General features: G+C 45.3%; 19 protein-coding genes. 15 read left to right on the forward strand and 4 right to left on the reverse strand.

Annotated elements, in window-relative coordinates; genetic code table 11:
* Positions 1 to 9 precede the first annotated feature (9 nt).
* A complete protein-coding gene (locus tag AACM02_RS07905) occupies positions 10 to 876 on the reverse strand; it encodes a hypothetical protein (RefSeq protein ID WP_214063735.1) in 867 nt (288 codons plus the stop codon).
* A gap of 98 nt (positions 877 to 974) precedes the next feature.
* On the opposite strand from AACM02_RS07905, the gene AACM02_RS07910 reads away from it, so the two are divergent.
* The 14 genes from AACM02_RS07910 to AACM02_RS07975 all read left to right on the forward strand — a co-directional run bounded on the left by AACM02_RS07910 (position 975) and on the right by AACM02_RS07975 (position 15704).
* Complete coding sequence (locus AACM02_RS07910) at positions 975 to 2417, forward strand: CCA tRNA nucleotidyltransferase (RefSeq protein ID WP_339116616.1); 1443 nt, start codon at positions 975 to 977, stop codon at positions 2415 to 2417.
* A complete protein-coding gene (locus tag AACM02_RS07915) occupies positions 2414 to 4138 on the forward strand; it encodes an SGNH/GDSL hydrolase family protein (RefSeq protein ID WP_339116617.1) in 1725 nt (574 codons plus the stop codon). The genes AACM02_RS07910 and AACM02_RS07915 overlap by 4 nt, the downstream gene beginning before the upstream one ends.
* A 26-nt stretch (positions 4139 to 4164) precedes the next feature.
* The gene (locus AACM02_RS07920) at positions 4165 to 5208 is read left to right on the forward strand and encodes a TerC family protein (protein ID WP_339116618.1); all 1044 of its coding nucleotides are present in this window, start codon (positions 4165 to 4167) and stop codon (positions 5206 to 5208) included.
* A gap of 130 nt (positions 5209 to 5338) precedes the next feature.
* Positions 5339 to 6217: an ABC transporter permease gene (locus tag AACM02_RS07925; protein ID WP_332457247.1), complete on the forward strand. Its 879-nt coding sequence runs from the start codon at positions 5339 to 5341 to the stop codon at positions 6215 to 6217.
* Between the two features lie 114 nt (positions 6218 to 6331).
* Entirely contained in the window at positions 6332 to 6577 is a 246-nt protein-coding gene (locus AACM02_RS07930) for a DUF3098 domain-containing protein (protein ID WP_332457246.1), read from the forward strand.
* 16 nt (positions 6578 to 6593) lie between these two features.
* The gene (locus tag AACM02_RS07935; protein ID WP_339116619.1) at positions 6594 to 7478 is read left to right on the forward strand and encodes an undecaprenyl-diphosphate phosphatase; all 885 of its coding nucleotides are present in this window, start codon (positions 6594 to 6596) and stop codon (positions 7476 to 7478) included.
* A gap of 1 nt (position 7479) precedes the next feature.
* Positions 7480 to 8181 carry a tRNA pseudouridine(55) synthase TruB gene (truB, locus tag AACM02_RS07940; RefSeq protein WP_339116620.1) on the forward strand — a complete coding sequence of 234 codons (702 nt, stop codon included), beginning with the start codon at positions 7480 to 7482 and terminating at the stop codon, positions 8179 to 8181.
* 48 nt (positions 8182 to 8229) lie between these two features.
* Entirely contained in the window at positions 8230 to 9279 is a 1050-nt protein-coding gene (queA, locus tag AACM02_RS07945; RefSeq protein WP_339116621.1) for a tRNA preQ1(34) S-adenosylmethionine ribosyltransferase-isomerase QueA, read from the forward strand.
* Positions 9280 to 9314: 35 nt separating this feature from the next.
* A complete protein-coding gene (folK, locus tag AACM02_RS07950) occupies positions 9315 to 9839 on the forward strand; it encodes a 2-amino-4-hydroxy-6-hydroxymethyldihydropteridine diphosphokinase (RefSeq protein ID WP_339116622.1) in 525 nt (174 codons plus the stop codon).
* 124 nt (positions 9840 to 9963) lie between these two features.
* Positions 9964 to 10815 carry a hypothetical protein gene (locus tag AACM02_RS07955; protein WP_339116623.1) on the forward strand — a complete coding sequence of 284 codons (852 nt, stop codon included), beginning with the start codon at positions 9964 to 9966 and terminating at the stop codon, positions 10813 to 10815.
* A 179-nt stretch (positions 10816 to 10994) separates the two neighbouring features.
* Positions 10995 to 11861 (forward strand): patatin-like phospholipase family protein, encoded by an 867-nt coding sequence (locus tag AACM02_RS07960; protein ID WP_339116624.1) that lies wholly within the window; start codon positions 10995 to 10997, stop codon positions 11859 to 11861.
* The gene (locus AACM02_RS07965) at positions 11858 to 13555 is read left to right on the forward strand and encodes an alpha-amylase family protein (protein WP_332457238.1); all 1698 of its coding nucleotides are present in this window, start codon (positions 11858 to 11860) and stop codon (positions 13553 to 13555) included. Before AACM02_RS07960 ends, AACM02_RS07965 begins: the two co-directional genes overlap by 4 nt.
* Positions 13556 to 13774: 219 nt before the next feature.
* Positions 13775 to 14710, forward strand: a complete 936-nt coding sequence (locus tag AACM02_RS07970; RefSeq protein ID WP_214062847.1) for a ribose-phosphate pyrophosphokinase — start codon at positions 13775 to 13777, stop codon at positions 14708 to 14710.
* Positions 14711 to 14717: 7 nt separating this feature from the next.
* Entirely contained in the window at positions 14718 to 15704 is a 987-nt protein-coding gene (locus AACM02_RS07975) for a metallophosphoesterase (RefSeq protein WP_214062846.1), read from the forward strand.
* Positions 15705 to 15708: 4 nt separating this feature from the next.
* On the opposite strand, the gene AACM02_RS07980 is transcribed toward AACM02_RS07975, so the two are convergent.
* Together AACM02_RS07980 and AACM02_RS07985 are read right to left on the reverse strand one after the other, a co-directional pair.
* The gene (locus AACM02_RS07980; protein ID WP_332457237.1) at positions 15709 to 16437 is read right to left on the reverse strand and encodes a hypothetical protein; all 729 of its coding nucleotides are present in this window, start codon (positions 16435 to 16437) and stop codon (positions 15709 to 15711) included.
* 60 nt (positions 16438 to 16497) lie between these two features.
* Positions 16498 to 17301: a cation transporter gene (locus AACM02_RS07985; RefSeq protein WP_214062844.1), complete on the reverse strand. Its 804-nt coding sequence runs from the start codon at positions 17299 to 17301 to the stop codon at positions 16498 to 16500.
* A gap of 73 nt (positions 17302 to 17374) precedes the next feature.
* Between AACM02_RS07985 and AACM02_RS07990 the strand changes: the two genes are divergently transcribed.
* Entirely contained in the window at positions 17375 to 18004 is a 630-nt protein-coding gene (locus AACM02_RS07990; RefSeq protein WP_339116625.1) for an HAD family hydrolase, read from the forward strand.
* A 102-nt stretch (positions 18005 to 18106) separates the two neighbouring features.
* On the opposite strand, the gene AACM02_RS07995 is transcribed toward AACM02_RS07990, so the two are convergent.
* Complete coding sequence (locus AACM02_RS07995; protein ID WP_339116626.1) at positions 18107 to 20263, reverse strand: elongation factor G; 2157 nt, start codon at positions 20261 to 20263, stop codon at positions 18107 to 18109.
* Positions 20264 to 20386: the final 123 nt, after the last annotated feature.

The raw sequence follows: 20386 nt of genomic DNA on the forward strand, positions 1-20386 counted from the left end.
AACAGTTTCTTAATCCGTTTTCCTGCTTTCCAGGTAGTTTATCAGTGCTTCACTGCGCCCTTTTTCATACTTGAGGTTTTCTATGTCGAGCAGGAGTGTGGAGAGCTCGAACGACTGCGCAATGCCTTTCTTTGCCTTTTCGGGCAGGGGAATCGAGGTGGTCCTACTTCCGATAAAGCTGAGGGTAAGGGGTGAATCTTTAAATGTGTAGATGAATTTAGCCACGCCGTTGTCATCGTTTCCCGAGAAGCGGACAATCTCGTATGTAGTGTTGAGCGTGCTGAACCGGTAGTTCAGTCCATCGGTAGTGACGGGCAGTGACTCCGCAAAGGAGCCGTCTTTTGTAGCCACTTTTATCCGGTTGTGCTTCAGCGAGCCACCCGAAAGCACACTCTCGATATACATCTGTCCTTTTTCGCTTACGGCTGAACGGAGCCCGTTCTGGTGAAAGGAGCTGCTCAGCGGATATATTTTGGGGACATAATCTCCAAACTCCTGATACCTGGGGTCCCTGACGTAAGTGAAGTCGTTCAGCATTTTGGTAAGCAGCTGGTAGTTGACCGCAAGCATCGAGTCACAATAAACAATGTTCCTTTGGTTTTCTGCCATCCGCACACGCTGCATCAGTCCGAACCCCTTGTTTATCTCGTCGAACGATTGGGGATAAAGCACCTTGATGCTGTCGATCTTGAGCTTTGCCAGCGAATAGTTGCCTGCGCTAAGCGCTGATTCGGCTTCGGCAAGGTAGGTTTTGGCATTTTTACCTTTCCCTGAACAGGAGAAAAGAAGAAGTCCAAAAACACAAACAGCCGTAAAGACAAAACAATAACCGGATAACGGTCTGGGATATAATTTATTTGATAGAGTCCCTTTCATAATCAGTATACAAAAATAAGAAATAAAATTCAACGTTAAAATGGTTTTCACGCTCAATTATTGTAATTTTGCAAATCATAACAGAATTTGATTTGCTAATGGATATTTCTCGCGAAGAGATACAGGATTTTCTAAACAGAAACATCTTTAAACTTATTTCGGAAGTGGCCGACCGGATGGAGCTCGATTGCTACGTGATCGGCGGTTACGTTCGTGATTTCTTTTTATACCGCTCGTCAAAAGACATAGATATTGTTGCCGTTGGCAAGGGGATTGCCTTGGCCGAGGCCGTTGCTTCAGCGTTGGGGCCACGCACGAAGTTGTCGGTTTTTAAAAATTTTGGTACGGCACAACTGAAATACAAGGATTTTGAAATCGAGTTTGTCGGTGCCCGCAAAGAGTCTTACACCCACGATTCCCGAAATCCCGTCGTGGAGGATGGTACACTGGAAGATGACCAGAAACGCCGCGACTTCACGATCAATGCAATGGCTTTCTGCCTGAATAAAAACCGTTTCGGCGAATTGCTGGATCCGTTTAACGGACTACAGGACCTGCAGGACTTGATTATCCGCACTCCACTCGATCCCGATATCACGTTCAGTGACGATCCGTTGCGGATGATGCGGGCCGTGAGGTTTGCCTCGCAGCTGGGATTCGACATTTTCCCCGAAACGTTTGATGCGGTTGCCCGGAATAAGGAACGCATAAAAATCATATCCAAGGAACGTATTGCGGATGAGCTGAACAAAATCATTCTTTCCCCCAAACCGTCTGTCGGCTTTGTTTTGCTGGAGAAGACGGGCTTGTTGGAGATTATTTTACCAGAACTGGTTGCGCTTAAGGGAGCCGAAACCAAGGAAGGGGTGGGGCACAAGGATAATTTTTACCACACGCTTGCCGTTCTCGATAACATCTCGTTAAAGACGGACAACCTCTGGTTGCGGTGGTCGGCTTTGCTGCACGATATTGCCAAGCCGGTTACCAAACGCTGGGACAATAAGCTGGGCTGGACATTTCACAACCACAACTATGTGGGTGAAAAGATGGTGCCCAGGATCTTCAGCCGCATGAAATTGCCGTTGAACGAAAAGATGAAATACACACAGAAAATGGTGTCGATGCACATGCGCCCGATGCAGCTGGTGGAGGAGGAGGTGACGGATTCTGCCGTTCGGCGTCTGTTGTTTGATGCCGGTGACGATATAGACGATTTGATGACTCTTTGTGAAGCCGACATCACATCGAAAAACGCCGAGAAAGTACGGCGGCACCTCCAGAATTTCAGGATCGTCCGCAGAAAGCTTACGGAGATTGAAGAAAAGGACCGTGTGCGAAATTTCCAGCCCCCGATCGACGGCAACGAGATCATGGAGATCTTCGGTTTGGGGCAGGGACGGGAGGTAGGTGAACTGAAATCATTTATCAAGGAAGCTATTCTGGAGGGAGAGATTCCCAACGAACGTCATGCGGCCTATGACTTCCTGATCCGAAAAGCAAAAGAAACCGGGTTGGAACCGATAAAAAAAACCAAATCATGAAAAGTATTATTTTTGTTGTCAGTCTTTTGTGCACAGTTGCTTTGCCTGCACAAACCCAATGGCATGATCCGTTGAAAGAAGAAGCACACGTCATCCAGAACCAGGGTTGGACCCGTGAGATCGGAAAAACCTATCAGCGCCTGCCCGACCGCGCAGAGAAGAAAGTGAGAAAGGCGGTTTGGAATTTATCGGAAAACTCAGCCGGGCTGGCCATTCATTTCTACACGAACGCCGCGAAAATTGAAGTGCGGTACGGTGTGGCTGGCAGCCACGCCATGCTACACATGCCGGCCACCGGAAAGTCGGGAGTCGATCTCTATGCGATGGATTCCGATGGCAAATGGCGCGTAGCAACCGATAAATACAGCTTTGGCGATACCGTTACCTACACGTTCAACAACCTGTCTCAGAGCCGCTACCACAAGCAGGGTTTTGAATACCGGCTTTTCCTCCCGCTTTACAATTCGGTAAAATGGATGGAGATTGGAGTCCCCGATTCGGCGGAATTCAAGTTTATTCCCGTGCTCAGAGAGAAACCGATAGTGGTTTACGGGACGTCCATCGCACAAGGTGGATGTGCTTCCCGCCCGGGAATGGCCTGGACCAATATTTTATCGAGAAAGCTCGATTATCCGGTCGTCAACCTGGCTTTTTCCGGAAATGGCCCGCTGGAAAAGGAATTTGTAGATTTGATAGATGAAATAGACGCATCGCTCTACGTTTTTGATTGTCTTCCCAACATGGGGAGCTTGTCATCCGAAGAAGTGATAAAAAGAACCGTTTACGGAGTTAAAAAACTCCGGGAAAAGCACGATGTGCCAATTCTTATCGTGGATCATATCGGGTATAGGAACGATGAACTCAACGAGTTGTCCAGGGAAACGGCAGACCGGATGAATGTGGCATCGCGCCAGGCATTCGATTCGCTGGTTGAGCTGGGTGTGAAGAACATTTACCACCTGCACAAGGACTCCATTAACATGCCTGCTGACGGATGTGTGGATAACATCCATCCCAGTGACCTTGGAATGCAGGTCTACGCCGACGCATACGAGAAAATAATCCGGAAGATACTGAATATGCCTGTCGGAAAAATCAGCACTACCAGGCCTGTAAGCCAGCGAAGGGAACCTTATATTTACGAATGGAAAGAACGGCATGCCGGTATCCTGCAAAACATTCAGTTGCTGCGTCCGGAAAAAGTGATTATCGGAAATTCCATTACCCATTACTGGGGTGGGGAGCCCGGACGGGAGAACGGGAGCCAAAGCTGGAAAAAACAGGTACAGCCTGCCGGGTATTTAAACCTGGGATACGGGTGGGATCGGGTGGAAAATGTGCTTTGGCGCGTGTATCATGGCGAACTCGATGACTACCGGGCTAGCGAAGTGGTTCTGATGATCGGGACCAATAACTTGGGATCAGTTTCTGATGAAGAGATTGTTGAGGGGCTGGAGTTCCTGCTTGAGCAGATAAAGATTCGTCAACCGGAGGCCAGGATAAAAGTCGTCGGATTGCTTCCCCGACGCAATAAGGAGTCAGAAGTGACAGCTATCAACCGGCAGATCTCCAAGATGGCCTCCCTGAACAATTACCGTTACCTGGATGTTGGTAACAAATTATTGACGAAAAGCGGAAAGATAGACGAGAGCCTGTTTCTGGATGGTTTACATCCGAATGAAAAAGGCTATTCGCTGATCGTTAACGATATAATAGAATAGTTTTTAGAATTACAAGAGTAAACGATATGGAAGTAAGTGCTTCTTTTTGGATAGGTTTTATCATCCTTGTGGTGATTCTCCTGTCGCTTGATATGTTTGTTTTTAATAAGAAAGGTACGGTTATCGATGTGAAAAAAGCGTTGTGGCTCAGCCTTTTCTGGATTTCACTTGCCTTGGTCTTCAACGCGGGAGTTTACGTTGTCTTCGGCAAGGAAAGCGCCCTCGAGTTTCTTACGGCTTATCTTATCGAGGAGTCGCTGAGCATTGATAACTTATTTGTTTTTATCATCATTTTTACGGCTTTCAAGATTAAACCCGAGCATCAGCACAGTGTTTTATTCTGGGGAATTTTGGGAGCGATTGTTTTTCGGGCGGTCTTTATTTTTGCCGGTGTGGCCCTGATTGAACGATTTGCCTGGATCATGTATGTGTTCGGTGCATTCCTGTTGTTCACCGGTGCCAAGATGGTGGCGGATGAGTTCAGGGTGTTGGATCACGAAAAGGAAAAAGAGAAGAAAGATCCGAACAACAACGGGTTGGTGAAAATTTTCAAAAGGGTTATGCCGGTAACCGATGATATGTCGGAGCCAACATTTTTCAAAAAAATCGATAAAAGACTATACGCCACCCCTTTCTTTCTGGCATTGCTCGTTATAGAGTTTACCGATCTTATCTTTGCCATAGACTCCATTCCGGCAGTGCTCTCGGTTTCGACCAATACGTTTATTGTTTACACGTCGAATATTTTTGCGATCCTGGGACTTCGGTCGCTCTATTTCGCATTGCGGGGCATCATGGATTTGTTTTATTACCTGAAGTATGCGTTGAGCGGAATTTTGATATTTATCGGTTTTAAAATGATTATCAATCATTATGCCCATACCGTTGCCTGGGATTTCCATATCTCCAACGTAACGTCGCTACTTGTTATTGCCTCGTTTTTACTCATCTCAATTGCGGCATCCCTTGTCAGGAGCCGTGCTCATAAGCAAACGGTGGTAAGAGAGCCAGTAACCGTCCGGGAAGTTGTTGAAAAAACGGGCCGCGAAAACGAGATTTTGGAAAATTAATCTTTCTTGTTGATTATTACCGGAGTAAATTTCCAGTTTTCGCAATATTTTTGTTACTTTGCAGCCAATTTGGAAAAAACCGTTTTTTTTATTGAGAGCAATCGGGTTTTTCTTGGTGTAACCCTTTTTTATGTCGAAAAAGAAAAAGATATCCACTGCGCGATTTGTAAATGCAAAAATTACATCCACCATCAGTATATCGCTGGTGTTGGTCTTATTGGGCCTGACTATCCTTATTCTGTTTATGGGCAACGGGTTGTCGAAATTCGTGAAAGAGAACATGAGCTTCAGCGTGATGCTTGATAGCGATGTTACCGATGCCGGGATTCAGCGGTTGAGGAAAAACCTGGACGGCCAGCCGTTTGTAAAATCTTCCCGGTTCATTAGCAAGGATGAGGCAAAAGAACAATTGATCAAAGACTTGGGCGAAGATCCCGAAGAGTTGCTGGGGTATAATCCGGCACAGGACGCCATAGAGGTTTATCTCCATTCGGAGTATGCCAACAGCGACAGTATCGCGGTCATCAGTCAGGTGATCCGGCAGCAAAACAATGTTCGGGACTTGCTGTACCAGCAGGAAGCCATCGACCTTATCAACGATAACCTATCGAAGGTTACCCTTATTTTACTTGTTTTAGCGGCTGTTTTAATGTTTATTTCCTTTACGCTGATCCGAAACACCATTCGGTTGAGTGTTTACTCCAAGCGATTTATTATCAATACGATGAAGCTTGTTGGCGCCAACGGGAGTTTTATCCGCCGGCCGTTTATCCTCGGTAATATTCTCACGGGAATCGTTTCGGGAATTTTTGCAGACGGCATCATCTTTCTGGTCCTTGCGTATTTTAACAAAGAATACGCAGAGTTGCAATCCATCATCGGTGCGACGGAACTGATCGTTATTTTTGTTGTCGTCATCTTGCTGGGAATTCTGATTTCGACCGTGGCGACTTATTTTGCGGTGAACCGCTACCTGAAGATGAAAACCGAGAACTTGTATTATGTATAATTTAATAGATTTCAAACAAAAGATGTTATATACAATCCAAGAGTCTTCATTCAGTATAGCGATCTGACATCTTACACAACACGCATAAAACTCCAAACTCATAATTTAAAAAGTATGTCTCACAAAAATCTTGCTTTCCATAAAATAAACCTCATCATTTGCGGGGTTGCCGTGCTTGTTATCATCGCAGGCTTTCTGCTGATGAGTGGCCCTGCAACAACTTTTGACGGTTTTGAACCCGATATATTCAGTGCGCGACGCATCAAAGTAGCCCCACTTGTTTGTCTGGCCGGCTTTGTGCTGATGATTGTCGGAATTTTGTATCCGGCAAAGGACAGGAAAAAGGAAGAAATAAAATAATTCCCTGATAAGTTAGATGAGTATTTTAGAAGCAATTATTATTGCTGTTGTAGAGGGCTTGACAGAGTTTTTGCCCGTTTCTTCGACCGGGCATATGATCATAACTCAGGCGCTGCTTGGGATTGAGAGTACACCGTTTGTAAAGGCATTTACAGTGATTATTCAGTTTGGAGCCATTCTGTCGGTGGTGCTTCTTTACTGGAAACGGTTTTTTCGACTGAATCCGGTGGTGATTTTCGATAAGAGCGCCGTAGCAGGAAAGGGGTTCGTACAGAAAGGGTGGACATTTCTAAGGCGGTTTCTGCATAAGTTCGATTTTTACTGGAAATTGTTTATCGCTGTTGTCCCGGCAGGAGTGTTGGGGTTGACTTTTGGAGACCAGATCGACTTGCTGCTCGAGAATGTCTTTGTCGTGAGCGTGATGCTTGTCGCAGGCGGTATCGTGATGCTTTTTGTGGATACGTGGTTCAATAGACCCGTTGAGAATCAATCGATATCGTGGCAGCGGGCGTTGAAGATCGGTTTCTTTCAGTGTATTGCGATGATTCCGGGTGTTTCCCGGTCGATGGCTACCATTGTGGGAGGTATGAGCACCCGGCTCGACCGGAAAAACGCCGCTGAATTTTCGTTTTTCCTGGCTGTACCTACCATGGCTGCAGCAGCCGGTTACAAGCTGTATCAGCTGATAAAGGATCCTGCCAGTGCAGCAATGTTGCAGGAAAATATAGGGGTGTTGATTATCGGAAACGTGGTTGCTTTTGTGGTTGCCATCATTGCTATTCGGTTTTTTATCGATTTTCTGACCCGACACGGATTTAAGGCATTTGGATGGTACAGAATTATCGTAGGTGTTCTGCTGATCGTGTTGCTGTTATCCGGAACCGTATCAAACGTAGCGTGATATGGATTTTATTGAAGGAGAGATCTTACACATCGATAAACCGCTGCATTGGACTTCGTTCCGGCTGGTGAGGGTAGTACGGGCGAAGTTGTGCCAGAAACTGAAAATTAAAAAGCTGAAAGTAGGGCATGCGGGAACACTCGATCCGCTGGCTACAGGCGTAATGACCGTTTGTACGGGAAAAAAGACAAAAGAGATTGAAAGGTTACAGGCTCAAACAAAAGAGTATATTGCCGAGATCCGGCTGGGAGCAACTACTCCCTCTTTTGACCTGGAGACGGAAATTGATGCCGAATATCCGGTGGAACACATCTCACGCGAAAAGGTGGAAGAGTGCCTGAAGCAATTCACCGGAAAAATTGAACAGATCCCGCCTCTTTTTTCGGCAGTCAAGATCGACGGTAAAAGAGCGTACGAGTTTGCCCGGAAGAATGAAGAAATTGAACTAAAACCAAAGATATTGGTTATAAAGGAAATTGAATTGTTGTTTTACAATTTACCAACGATAACTATCCGGGTTGTTTGCAGTAAAGGCACGTATATACGTGCCCTGGCGCGCGACATAGGTGAAAGCCTTCAGTCGGGTGCACATCTTCTTGCTCTCCAACGAACGAGGGTGGGAGATGTATCATTGAATGATTGTTTAAAGGTTGAAGAGCTGGACGATTTTTTTGACCGGCAGCTAGCCAAAGGGGAGGCTTAACAATAAATTATTTCACGATAGTATTATAAAGAATCAGTTTAATCACATATGAAACTTTCTCAGTTTAAATTTAATTTACCGGAGGAATTGATTGCCAAGTATCCGAGTAGACATCGCGATGAATCCAGATTGCTTGTGGTTCATCGAAATTCCGATAAAATAGAACATCTTGTTTTTAAGGATATTCTGAATTATTTTGACGCCCACGACTTTTTCGTTTTCAACGACACCAAGGTCTTTCCTGCCCGGTTGTTCGGAAACAAAGAAAAGACCGGAGCCAAAATAGAAGTGTTTTTGCTCAGGGAGTTGAATCCCACGCAGCATCTGTGGGATGTTTTGGTTAATCCCGCCCGGAAAATAAGGATCGGGAACAAGTTGTACTTTGGCGAAAATGAAGAGCTCGTAGCTGAAGTGATTGACAACACCACCTCACGCGGACGTACGCTTCGTTTTCTTTACGACGGACCGTACGAAGAGTTCAAAGACCTGCTTTTCTCCATCGGTGAAACGCCAATTCCCGAATACATGGAGCGGTCGGTCGTGCCGGAGGATGCGGAGAGGTACCAGAATATTTTTGCCAATAACGAAGGAGCTGTCGTTGTTCCTGCGGCAGGACTGCATTTCAGTCGGGAGTTGATCAAACGTATGGAGATTAAAAATATCGATTACGGCTTCCTTACGCTTCACCACGGATTAGGTGCCTACCGCGATATAGACGTGGAGGATTTAACCAAGCATAAAGTTGATTCGGAGCAGATGATCATTACGCAGGAGTTGTGCGACAAGGTGAATACGGCAAAAGACAACGGGCACAAAATCTGTGCCGTGGGTACGTCGGTTCTGCGGGCTATTGAAACCACCATCAGTACAGACGGGCACATCAAGCCGAGGGAGGGATGGACGAACAAGTTTATTTTCCCGCCTTATGACTTTACACTACCCGATGCGTTGGTTACCAACTTCCACCTGCCGTTCTCCACGCTTTTGATGGTGACGACTGCTTTCGGCGGATACGAAAGAATTATGGATGTGTATCAGACGGCCATCAAGGAGAAATACGAGTTTGGTGCGTACGGGGATGCTATGCTGATAATTTAAAACGCGCACTTTGTGCGATGATGCTACGCTGAAAAATGCCTGATAACGATATTCATGTTGTTTTTTTGGGATTGGGCTCCAACCTGGGAGACAAGGAAAAAAATATCGAGCGTGCCTACAGAGAAATTAACAAGCGGATAGGGAGAATTATTTCCAAATCCGCTTTTTATGTGTCCGATCCGGAGGGTTTCGAGTCTGAAAACAGGTTCGTTAATTCCGTTTGTGAACTGGTCACAATCCTGGAAGCCAGAGAGGTACTGCGGGTAACTCAGGCGATTGAAAAGGAACTGGGGCGGACAAAAAAATCTCCGGATGGTGGGTATGCCGATCGCACCATCGATATTGACATCCTGATGGTTGATAACCGAATCGTTGAGGAACCCGGATTAATCATTCCGCATCCCCGCTTTCATTTGCGCGACTTTGTGTTGACCCCTTTTGCCGAAATCTCGCCAGACACCGTTCATCCGGTGTTTGCCAAAACCATTTTGCAATTGAAGAATGAACTTGGCAACCAATACCTCTGCCGGACTTCGAAACCGTACCAATCAAGGCGGTAGCTATTTTTCCTTTTCTCTCATTTATTTCTTTTATTTATATTTAACATTATTTGTGCAGCTTTTTCTCAGATTCTACGTCTTACGTAAAAGAACAGTCAATTAGAATCTTTAGACAATCATTACAATGAGAAAATCTGTATTGAAAAACAGCTGCCTGCTCATAGTAGCTATCCTTTTCGTGTCGCTTGGGTTGACAAGTTGTGAAAAAACAGAACACGAATCACTCTCTTTCTATTACGATTATCGCGAAGTGCCCGTGAATGGAACGGTCTTAATCGGGCCGAAAACAGGCAGCGGAAATTACACGCTGGAAGTAGAAAACCCGCTTCTGTTTTCGGCAGAAATGCAAACCGGCTGGTCGAGTGCGGCGGGAATGATTGCCATTCAGGGGAGGCTCAAAGGAGATGCCCGGCTCACGGTTACGGATAACCTAACCAAAGAATCGCAAAAATTGAAGATTAAGGTGACCGATAACTATGAGGTGATGCGCATATCCAAAGCTAACAAAACAGATAACGGCGAAGTGCCTCCTTTCCCCGCTTCCTTGAACACTATAGAATGGATTTGCCTGGTAAACAACACGGAGCGGGATCTCTACCTTGTCAACAGGGAGAGCACATCGTCAACCGATTACGTGTTGAAAGTACGGGGTAAAGGAACTTACACGATTGACACAGAGGAGGGTAATTGCTTTATGACCTTTTCATACGGGGTTGATGAAAAAGGGCAGCCAACGCTGGATGCGGAATCGGCAAAAACCGTCTCATACCGTTTTCGCATGTCGATAAATGATTTGGCCCTGCACCGGTTAAATCAGAATTTGAATTTGGGCCTCGAGACCTCCATGCCGGGCAATTGGAAAGAACTCATCAGGTATGATTGGGAAATAGGCATCCCAATGGAAGGGATGGGCACAGCGTATAAAGTGTTCGGCACGCTGTTGTCTTCCTTTGAAATGCCCGTCGGGGTTTTATAATAAAATAATTTTAATCGAATGCAGATGAACAAGCCACTTGGTATTGCGGTATTGGTTTTTGTCGCATTAACCATGGTTTATTTGTATAAAAAAACATAAATAAACCATTTGATAACGGTTTTATTTTTGACAATCATCAAATTTTTTAGCATATTTGTAGTACCATTAAGGGAACCGTCGTGGCAATATTTGGGAAAAATTTTCAATATTATTTGGGTTATGCGCTAAGCGGTGGCGGTGCAAAAGGGTTTGCTCATTTAGGCGCTTTCAAGGTATTTGAGAGTTATGGCCTGAAACCCGATGTAATTGCAGGTACCAGTGCCGGTGCGTTAGCTGGAGTTTTTTATGCCGATGGTTTTTCTCCCGACGAGATTAGCGAGCTCTTCCGAAAGAAAGAATTCCATGAATTTATCGGATTTTCCATTCCCAAGACGGGTTTTTTTAAAACTTCAGGTGTCGGGAAATTTCTGAAAGACAATTTGCGGTCGAGCTCATTCGAACAACTGAGAATTCCTTTTAAAGCAGTTGTAACCGATTGGGAAAAGGCCCGGACTGTAGTTTTTTCGGAAGGCAGATCGTTGGTAGATGCCGTGGTGGCATCCTGTTCGGTCCCCATCGTTTTCACTCCCAAGGTTATTGGTGGTGTGCCCTATGTTGACGGTGGATTATTGAAAAATTTTCCGGTTTCTGTTATTCGGAATGAGTGTAAGTACGTTATCGGCGTGAATGTTTCGCTGATGACGCCTTTATCGGACAAAGTCAATATCAAAACTACCGCCGAACGTACGTTTAAACTGATGTCGAATTCAAATACGTTGGTAGATAGGAGTTTATGTGACATCCTTGTAGAAGCGGAGGAAGCGCAAAAATACTTTATGTTCGATTTGAACAACATCGACAAAATAAGGGAAATAGGCTACGAGTGTGCTTCAACAGCGCTTGGTGAAGAAAAATCGCTGGGCATTATCAGAAGGTGTCACCGACATTACGAACTCGAGAAGAAAGTGAGGCAGCGAATAGGTAAATTTAAAAAAACAACATTATGAAGCCACGTAAAATATTCATCTATCAACTGTTGCCGCGTCTGCTGGGGAACACTCAGGCCAACAACATTCAAAACGGGACCCTGGAAGAAAACGGATGCGGAAAGTTTAACGATATAACAGGTAAGTTTCTCAATCAGTTAAAGAAGGGTGGTTATTCTCATGTCTGGCTTATCGGCGTATTGGCGCATGCCTCAACAACGGATTACACCCAATACGGCATTCCCCGTGAATATCCGGAAATCATTAAAGGCAATGCCGGGTCTCCGTACGCCGTGCGGGACGTTTACGATGTTGATCCTGATCTGGCGATGAACGTGAACGGCCGGATGCGCGAATTTGAAGCGTTGGTTGAACGTATCCATCGTGCCGGGATGGAGGTAATCATTGATTTTGTGCCGAATCACCTGGCAAGGAACTACAAATCGATTAACCGTCCGGAGGGAGTTGACGAATTTGGTTGCAACGACGACACTTCTGTGGCTTTTTCTCCCGGCAACAACTTTTATTACCTTCCGGGTGAGGAGCTGGAAATTCAATTCCCGGTAAAGAAAATGGCGGACGTAACCTACAGGGAGTCGCCGGCAAAAGTCACCGGGAACGATTGTTTTACCAATAAACCCACCCCATACGACTGGTATGAGACGGTTAAGCTTAACTACGGCATCGATATACAGAACGGTTACATAAAACACTTCTCCAAAATTCCCGATACGTGGAACAAGATGAGGGACGTATTGATCTATTGGTCGAAGAAAAATATTGACGGTTTCCGGGTAGACATGGCAGAAATGGTCCCGCTGGAGTTTTGGCGATGGGTGATTCCGCAAGTAAAAAAAGAGTTCCCGAAAATTCTCTTTCTGGCGGAGATATACAATCCCGACGCCTACCGGTTGTTTCTTGCCCACGACAACTTTGATTACTTGTACGATAAAGTAGGGTTATATGACGTTTTGCGTGATGTGGCCTGCGGGTATCGTCCGTCGTCGGACATCACGTTTGCCCTGAATAACGTGGGCGATATTCAGCACAAAATGCTCAATTTTATTGAAAACCACGATGAACAACGCGTAGCTTCGGATTATTTTCTGAAAGACGGAAAGCATGGACCCGCTGCGATGATTGTTACTGCCTGCGTGAACGTAAATCCTGTAATGATCTATTTTGGCCAGGAGCTGGGCGAGCGGGGAATGGATGAGGAGGGTTTCAGTGGCAAGAACGGGCGTACCTCCATTTTTGATTATTGGTCGCTAGACACGGTTAGACGTTGGAATAATAACGGGAAATGGGACGATACCTTGTTGACAGGAGAAGAAAGGGCGTTGCAGAAATTTTATGCCAAACTCCTTACCTTGTGTAACCGGGAGAGAGCGTTGAGTGAGGGACTCTTTTACGACCTGATGCCAGCAAATTACGACAATTTTGAGTTTGATTCCACCAAGCAATTCGCATTTCTACGGGGTACTGGAGATGAATTAATTCTGGCGGTGGTTAATTTTGACAACAAGGAGGTTGATGTTGTGGTAAATATTCCCACCCACGCTATGGATTTCTTCGGGATTCCTGACAACGGGAGTTTTAACGCTTTTCCGTTGTTGTCGGATAGCAAGTTCAATACCGTTTTTTCGATAGATAGCCCGATTCGGATAAAGGTTGGGGCAACCTCGGGCGAGCTGTACAAAATTTCCTCTTGTTAAGAAAGTATTTTGAACTTTCCTTTCTTTCGTATATCCTGCCATAGGATGCGAAACGAAAATCCAAACCCATCAAAAAATGACTAAAAACAGTACATGAAAAAATTCAAAACACATTTTAAAGGTTTTTTTAGAATTTAGTTTGTACTTTTGTCCGTGGAAAGACTATTACAAAGAGAGAATCAACCAATAATTTACTAACTCAATTATAATCAACAAGTCATGCAAGATAAGCCGTTTAAAATCTTCTCGGGAACAAAATCACGTTATTTTGCCGAGAAGGTTTGCAATAGTTTGGGGTGTCCGTTAGGAAATATGATTATCGAGCATTTTGCCGACGGAGAATTTTCAGTTTCATACGAGGAATCCATTCGGGGAAGACAAGTATTCCTTATCCAGTCCACTTTTCCCAATTCAGACAACCTGATGGAGTTACTGCTTATGATTGATGCGGCCAAGCGTGCGTCGGCGAAGTCCATCATTGCGGTTATTCCCTATTTCGGATGGGCCCGTCAGGACAGAAAAGATAAGCCCCGTGTGAGTATCGGAGCGAAGCTGATTGCCGATATGCTCAGCACTGCCGGCATCAGCCGATTGATTACCATGGACTTGCATGCCGACCAGATTCAGGGTTTCTTCGATGTTCCTGTTGACCATTTGTACGGATCGGGAGTTTTTGTGGATTATATGAAAACCTTTAATCAGGAAAATTTGGTGATTGCCACGCCCGATGTAGGTGGAACCAAGCGTGCCAGTGCTTATGCCAAGTTCTTGGGTTGTCCCATGGTTATCTGCTATAAGATCAGGAAAAAAGCAAACGTTATTTCGGATATGCAGATCATCGGGGATGTGGAAGGGATGGATGTGTTGTTGATTGACGATATCGTGGATACTGCGGGAACCATGACCAAAGCTGCCGAGTTGATGATGCAGAACGGCGCCAGATCTGTAAGAGCCATAGCCAGTCACGCCGTCATGTCGGATCCGGCCAGTGAACGTGTGGAAAATTCTTCGCTTAACGAGATTATATTTACCGACAGTATTCCTTATACAAAATCGTGCAGTAAAGTGAAAGTCTTGTCTGTCGCCGATATGTTTGCCAATGCCATCATGAGGGTGTGCAACAACGAGTCGATAAGTTCATTGTATGTTGTATAGCAAGAGTATGAAGAAAATTGTTGTTTGTTGTGTTGTTGTGTTGTGGTTCACTGCAGTAGAAGCACAAAAATTAAATTTCAACAAGGACGGTTTGTTCAAGATAGCACAGTTTACGGATGTGCACTACGTCCCCGGAAATTCCAAATCGGATACGGCCTTGTTGGCTATTCAGCGCGTATTGGATACGGAAAAGCCCGATATGGTTATTTTCACCGGGGATATTGTAACCGGAAGGCCGATAAAAACAGGATGGGACACCGTTACAAAATTAGTTGTCGACAGGAAAATACCGTTTGCCGTTGCATTGGGAAATCACGACGATGAGAGCGGCACAACCCGCCTCGAACTCGAAAAGATTATCACGGATTACCCGTACAATTGCAACTATCCTGCCGGTGGACAGTTGAGCGGCGTTATGAATAATGTCCTTCCCGTTTACGGAAGCGAAAAAGATATGCAGGTGAAAGCGTTGATTTACTGCTTCGACTCGGGAGCCTATTCAACCGTAAGCGATGTGTCGGGATACGGATGGATAACCTCTGAGGTCATCGACTGGTATAAGAAGCAAAGTTTTCATTTTACCCGGCAAAATAATTTTCAGCCGTTGCCAGCCCTGGCTTATTTCCATATTCCCCTTCCGGAATACCGCCTGGCATTTGACGACGATACGAACAAAAGGGTGGGGGTGCGTAAGGAAAACGAATGTTCCCCCGGTTTAAACTCGGGGATGTTTCTCGCGATGAAAGAGATGCAGGATGTTATGGGTACATTTGCCGGGCACGATCACGTTAACAATTATATCGTGAATTATTTCGGTATTGCATTAGCGTACGGCCAGTTCTCGGGATGGAGAACCACTTATGTACCTGGAATCAACGGTGCGAGAATCGTACAACTGACGGAGGGAAAACGTGAATTTGACACCTGGATCAGGTTACTCGACGGAAGCGTCGAATACAATGTAACTTTTCCGGCTGGACTGAAGGGGGAGTGAAATTTTATTCTCGTCCTTGATAGGCCGGTATATACTCTTTCTTTAGTCGTTTGGCAAGCACGTTGTTTTTTTGTGTTTTCTTATCGAGCTTTTCCAGGGACTTTATTTTGTCTTTCCCCGGGTCAAAGTTATCGGAAAGCAGGATGATCGAAAGAGTTTCTTCATCTTCTCTCTTGACTTTGAAAGCAACCGTCTGGTTTTCAATAACGTTGTTTCTGGCAAGTTTTACTAAAAAATCTTTTCCCTGCTCAACCTCAAAGGCAACATCATCGTAACCCAGGTTGGTTACCTTTATCCTTTTAATTTTTTGATCTTTGGGATGTTGGGATTTGCCCAGGTCATCTGTAATATTTCCACGGATAATTTTGTTGGATTCCGACAGAAACTCCGTCAGCGCTCCCTGGACAGGGTAATTATCCGGGCCGACTACCTTTACAACGATGGAGTCTTTTTTCGTACCGTTGATGGATTCGAACACCGATTTTTCACCGGGATAGCCGGAAGTGTGTACCAGCAAATAATTATCAACATATTCATATTTTCCTTCGCCAACCATTCGGGTAAACAGGGCTCCAAAACCGCTTAGGCTAAACAATGCTTGTCCGTTGGAAAAAGAGAATGAATCGGTCTTATCCTTGTAGTTCCCATCAAAGTCTTGAGACAGAAGAGAAAGCGATAGGGATAGTAAAATAAGAACGGTAAAATATTTTTTCATGTTGTCAGCCTGAGTCATAAATTTGTATAACGATACAAAAATAACATTTTTTATGGTCGGAAAGTGTTAAATCCCCGACTATTTTGCCAGTTTCAGTATCCGGAGCGCCCCTCTTATAACAACTCCAAAGACGACAACACCTACAACAAGATCAGGAATGGCAGAATCGAGTAAAAAAACCAGGATTCCACCCACAATGACGCCCAGGTTCATGATTACATCATTTGATGTGCATATCATGCTTGCCCGGATGTGTGCTTCATTGCTTTTGGCTTTTTCCAGGATGTAAAGGCTGATTCCATTTGCGGCAAGTGCAAGAATAGAGATGCCGATCATAAATTGAAAGTCGGGAGTGGATTCGTTGAAAATGAAACGCCTTGCAACTTCAAACAATCCGGTTGAGGCAAGTAAAATTTGGAAATAACCAATGGCTCCGGCAACTTTTTTCTTCGTGCTTACGGCTTTGCCAACAGCAAATAGGCTGATGGCATACATAAAAGCGTCTGCAAGCATATCCAGGCTGTCGGCAACTAGCCCCATCGAACGGGAAACGAGGCCGGTGCCCATTTCAATAACGAAGAATCCGAAGTTGATAAAAAGCACTGTCCAGAGAATTTTTTTCTGTTTTCTGTTTTTATTCTCGTCTGCGCCGGAAAGTTTCTCTTCAACAACTTCCGAAGAAACAAGCGACGAGCCGAGTTTTAACTCGTTCAGCAGCGTTTCTATTTCGGCCGTGTTGGCCCGGTGAAAAATGGTTGCTTTTCGATCTTGTATATTGATGTCAATTCTGGCAATATCCGGAATTTCGTCCAGTTTCATGCGGACCAGTTCTTCTTCAGACGGACAATCCATCTCCTTGATATGAAATATTGTTTTTTGCATAGCTGTTATGTTTCATGTCTCTAACGCTCGGAGAACGGTTTTGTTTTGTATCTTTGTCCCCCAAATTTGAGAAATGAACTACAAACACATTATATTTGACATAGACGGCACCATGCTGAATACGGAAACGGCAGACATGCTTGCCACGCAGGAAACTTTTTTTCAGCTTACCGGAGAGAAAAGAGAGTTGGATGAATTCCGGTTTTCATTTGGTATTCCCAACTCGGTAGTGTTTCCCCGGCTGGGAATTGAAGATGCCGGAAAAGCGAGCTTGATGTGGGCCGAAAATTATCGTAAATACCACTCATCCATACGCCTTTTCGATGGAATTGAAGAGGTTTTGAAGGAGTTGAAAAAAAGGGGATACATCCTGGGAATTGTTACTTCCAAAAGCCGGCAGGAATTTAATGCTGATTTTGCTACTTTCGGGTTGGAGCATTTCTTTGGTACGGTTATTTGTGTGGATGACAGCCCCCGCCCAAAGCCCCATCCAGACCCTATTCTGGAATACCTTAAGCGGTCGAATGCAAAGAAACCGGAATCCATTTATATAGGTGATACCCTTTACGATAAGCAGTGCGCACATTCTGCCGGGATAGATTTTGCCCTTGCTGTTTGGGGAACACACAACCGGGAAGAGATAAAAGCCGACTATTTCCTGGAAGCACCTCTCGAAATATTGGAGTTGTTCCGATCCAGATAGCTCATTCTTTGGAAATTCTTAGAGAGGTATCCGAATAGAATGAGGGTGTAATCACATTGTGATACACCCTCCTGTAAAATATTGGAGATTCTCCCCGGGTTTTTACTCTTCCTTTTCTTCCGCCTCGTATTCTTTCAGGAGCTTATCCTGAACATCGGACGGAACGAGTTCATATTCCGAAAACTTCATGGTGAACGACGCACGGCCACCGGTAAGCGAACTTAAAGAAGTGGAATAACTCGACATCTCTTTCAACGGAACGCGGGCTTTCAGTTTTTCAAACCCTTTCTCGCTTTCCATACCCATGATCATGGCACGACGCCCTTGCAGGTCGCTCATCACATCGCCCATATAGTCGCTGGGAACAGAAACAACCACATCGTAAATCGGTTCCAGAATCTTTGGCCCGGCATTTTTAAATGCGGTGCTGAACGCGTTGCGTCCGGCAAGCATAAAAGAGATTTCGTTGGAGTCAACCGGGTGCATCTTACCGTCGTAAACGATAACACGTACGTCACGGGCATAAGAGCCGGTCAGCGGGCCTTGCTCCATACGTCCCATGATTCCTTTCAGGATGGCCGGGAGGAAACGGGCATCGATCGCACCGCCCACGATACTGTTCACGAAAACAAGCTTTCCACCCCAATCAAGGTCGATAGTTTGTACGTCGCGCGATTGTATCTTGAATTCCTGGCCGTTAAAACGGTAAATTTCCGGCATGGGCATACCTTCGGTGTAGGGTTCCACAATCAGGTGAACTTCGCCGAACTGACCGGCACCACCCGACTGTTTTTTATGGCGGTAATCGGCACGGGACTGTTTGGTGATGGTTTCGCGATACGGAATCTTAGGTTCGAGGAAATCAATTTCAATTTTATCGTTGTTTTCGAGTCTCCATTTCATGGTTTTCAGGTGGAACTCGCCTTGTCCTGAAACGATGGTTTGCTTCAGTTCTTTTGAAACTTCAATAACCAATGACGGATCTTCTTCCCGCATACGGGTCAATGCTTCGCTCAGTTTTTCGGAGTTGGCTTCCGTTCTAGCTTTTACAGCCCTGCGGTAACGCGGTTCGGGGAACTGGATAAAGTTGAACCGGTTGTCCGATCCTTTTGCATTCAGTGTATTGCCGGTACGGACATCTTTCAGCTTGACAGCAGCGGCAATGCTTCCTGCCTGCAGTTCTTCCACCTTGTTACGCATCTGTCCGGCAACCAGGTACATCTGAGCGATACGTTCCTTCGAACTTCTGTTGGTATTGGTCAGGTCATCCCCTTCTTTTACTTTTCCGCTCATCACCTTGAAGTAAGAAACTTCGCCGATGTGCGGTTCAACAGTAGTTTTGAAGAAGAACAGGCTTGTCGTGGCGTTCGGATCGGGCTCTACGGTTTCTCCGTCGCTGTTTTGAGGAGACGGAACCTGATCGGGTGAGGGTGCCGCCAGGGTAAGGAAATTCATCAGCCTGTGGACCGCCATGTTTTTTTCTGCCGATACACAGAACACCGGAAAAAGATCCCGGCTGATCATCCCTTTCTGGATGCCTTCGAGCATCTCTTCTTCGGACAGTGTGCCCTGATCGAAATATTTTTCCATCAATGTCTCATCGTTTTCAGCTGCTGCTTCCAACAATACTTGATAATATTCGCCAGCTTTTTCTTTTTCACTGTCGGGTATCTCCAGCACGTCGGGCGCGGTGGCTCCCGGCTTCCATTTATACAGCTTCTGCTTGAGAACATCCACTATTCCGTCGAATGCCAGGCCGCTCCCGGTAGGATACTGGATAGGGGTGACCTTGTTCCCGTAAAATTCTTTCAGGTTGGTAATCGTGTTTTCGAAGTCGGCTTTCTCATGGTCAATGCGGTTCATAACAAACATTAGCGGCTTATCAAGAGATTCGATCTGGCGGAATTGGTTGATTGTTCCCACTTCTACTCCGCTGGTAGCATCAATCAGCATCACGGCTAAATCGGTTACTCCAAGCGCCGATGAAATGTTTCCAGAAAAATCGTCCGACCCCGGACAATCGATCAACGTCATCAGCTTGTTTTTCCATTCGTAAGAGAATACGGTTGAGAATACCGAATATCCATACTCTTTTTCAACAGGGAAATAGTCACTCACGGTATTTTTACCATCTATCGTGCCGCGTCGTTTTATAAGACCACACTCGAAAAGCATTGCTTCAGCGAGAGTGGTCTTGCCCGATCCTGAATTGCCAACAATAGCAATATTCTTGATTTCGTTTGTTTTGTAAACTTTCATGATTAGTAAAATTTATGTTTCTTGAATGTATAAGTTTCTACAACAAAACGACTCTGCTCTTTATTAAAGATACAGAGCCGTACTACAAAAATAGCGACGCAAGTTAGCCATTTTTAACGATAT

The organism is Petrimonas sp. (assembly GCF_963921705.1).
In the GTDB taxonomy this organism is placed as follows: Bacteria; Bacteroidota; Bacteroidia; order Bacteroidales; family Dysgonomonadaceae; genus Petrimonas; species Petrimonas sulfuriphila.

What these genes read in the sequence shown, in the direction of transcription:
- AACM02_RS07905 (WP_214063735.1), bottom strand. Translation starts at nt 876, where the DNA reads ATGAAAGGGACTCTATCAAATAAATTATATCCCAGACCGTTATCCGGT.
- AACM02_RS07910 (WP_339116616.1), top strand. Translation starts at nt 975, where the DNA reads ATGGATATTTCTCGCGAAGAGATACAGGATTTTCTAAACAGAAACATC.
- AACM02_RS07915 (WP_339116617.1), top strand. Translation starts at nt 2,414, where the DNA reads ATGAAAAGTATTATTTTTGTTGTCAGTCTTTTGTGCACAGTTGCTTTG.
- AACM02_RS07920 (WP_339116618.1), top strand. Translation starts at nt 4,165, where the DNA reads ATGGAAGTAAGTGCTTCTTTTTGGATAGGTTTTATCATCCTTGTGGTG.
- AACM02_RS07925 (WP_332457247.1), top strand. Translation starts at nt 5,339, where the DNA reads ATGTCGAAAAAGAAAAAGATATCCACTGCGCGATTTGTAAATGCAAAA.
- AACM02_RS07930 (WP_332457246.1), top strand. Translation starts at nt 6,332, where the DNA reads ATGTCTCACAAAAATCTTGCTTTCCATAAAATAAACCTCATCATTTGC.
- AACM02_RS07935 (WP_339116619.1), top strand. Translation starts at nt 6,594, where the DNA reads ATGAGTATTTTAGAAGCAATTATTATTGCTGTTGTAGAGGGCTTGACA.
- truB (WP_339116620.1), top strand. Translation starts at nt 7,480, where the DNA reads ATGGATTTTATTGAAGGAGAGATCTTACACATCGATAAACCGCTGCAT.
- queA (WP_339116621.1), top strand. Translation starts at nt 8,230, where the DNA reads ATGAAACTTTCTCAGTTTAAATTTAATTTACCGGAGGAATTGATTGCC.
- folK (WP_339116622.1), top strand. Translation starts at nt 9,315, where the DNA reads ATGCCTGATAACGATATTCATGTTGTTTTTTTGGGATTGGGCTCCAAC.
- AACM02_RS07955 (WP_339116623.1), top strand. Translation starts at nt 9,964, where the DNA reads ATGAGAAAATCTGTATTGAAAAACAGCTGCCTGCTCATAGTAGCTATC.
- AACM02_RS07965 (WP_332457238.1), top strand. Translation starts at nt 11,858, where the DNA reads ATGAAGCCACGTAAAATATTCATCTATCAACTGTTGCCGCGTCTGCTG.
- AACM02_RS07970 (WP_214062847.1), top strand. Translation starts at nt 13,775, where the DNA reads ATGCAAGATAAGCCGTTTAAAATCTTCTCGGGAACAAAATCACGTTAT.
- AACM02_RS07975 (WP_214062846.1), top strand. Translation starts at nt 14,718, where the DNA reads ATGAAGAAAATTGTTGTTTGTTGTGTTGTTGTGTTGTGGTTCACTGCA.
- AACM02_RS07980 (WP_332457237.1), bottom strand. Translation starts at nt 16,437, where the DNA reads ATGACTCAGGCTGACAACATGAAAAAATATTTTACCGTTCTTATTTTA.
- AACM02_RS07985 (WP_214062844.1), bottom strand. Translation starts at nt 17,301, where the DNA reads ATGCAAAAAACAATATTTCATATCAAGGAGATGGATTGTCCGTCTGAA.
- AACM02_RS07990 (WP_339116625.1), top strand. Translation starts at nt 17,375, where the DNA reads ATGAACTACAAACACATTATATTTGACATAGACGGCACCATGCTGAAT.
- AACM02_RS07995 (WP_339116626.1), bottom strand. Translation starts at nt 20,263, where the DNA reads ATGAAAGTTTACAAAACAAACGAAATCAAGAATATTGCTATTGTTGGC.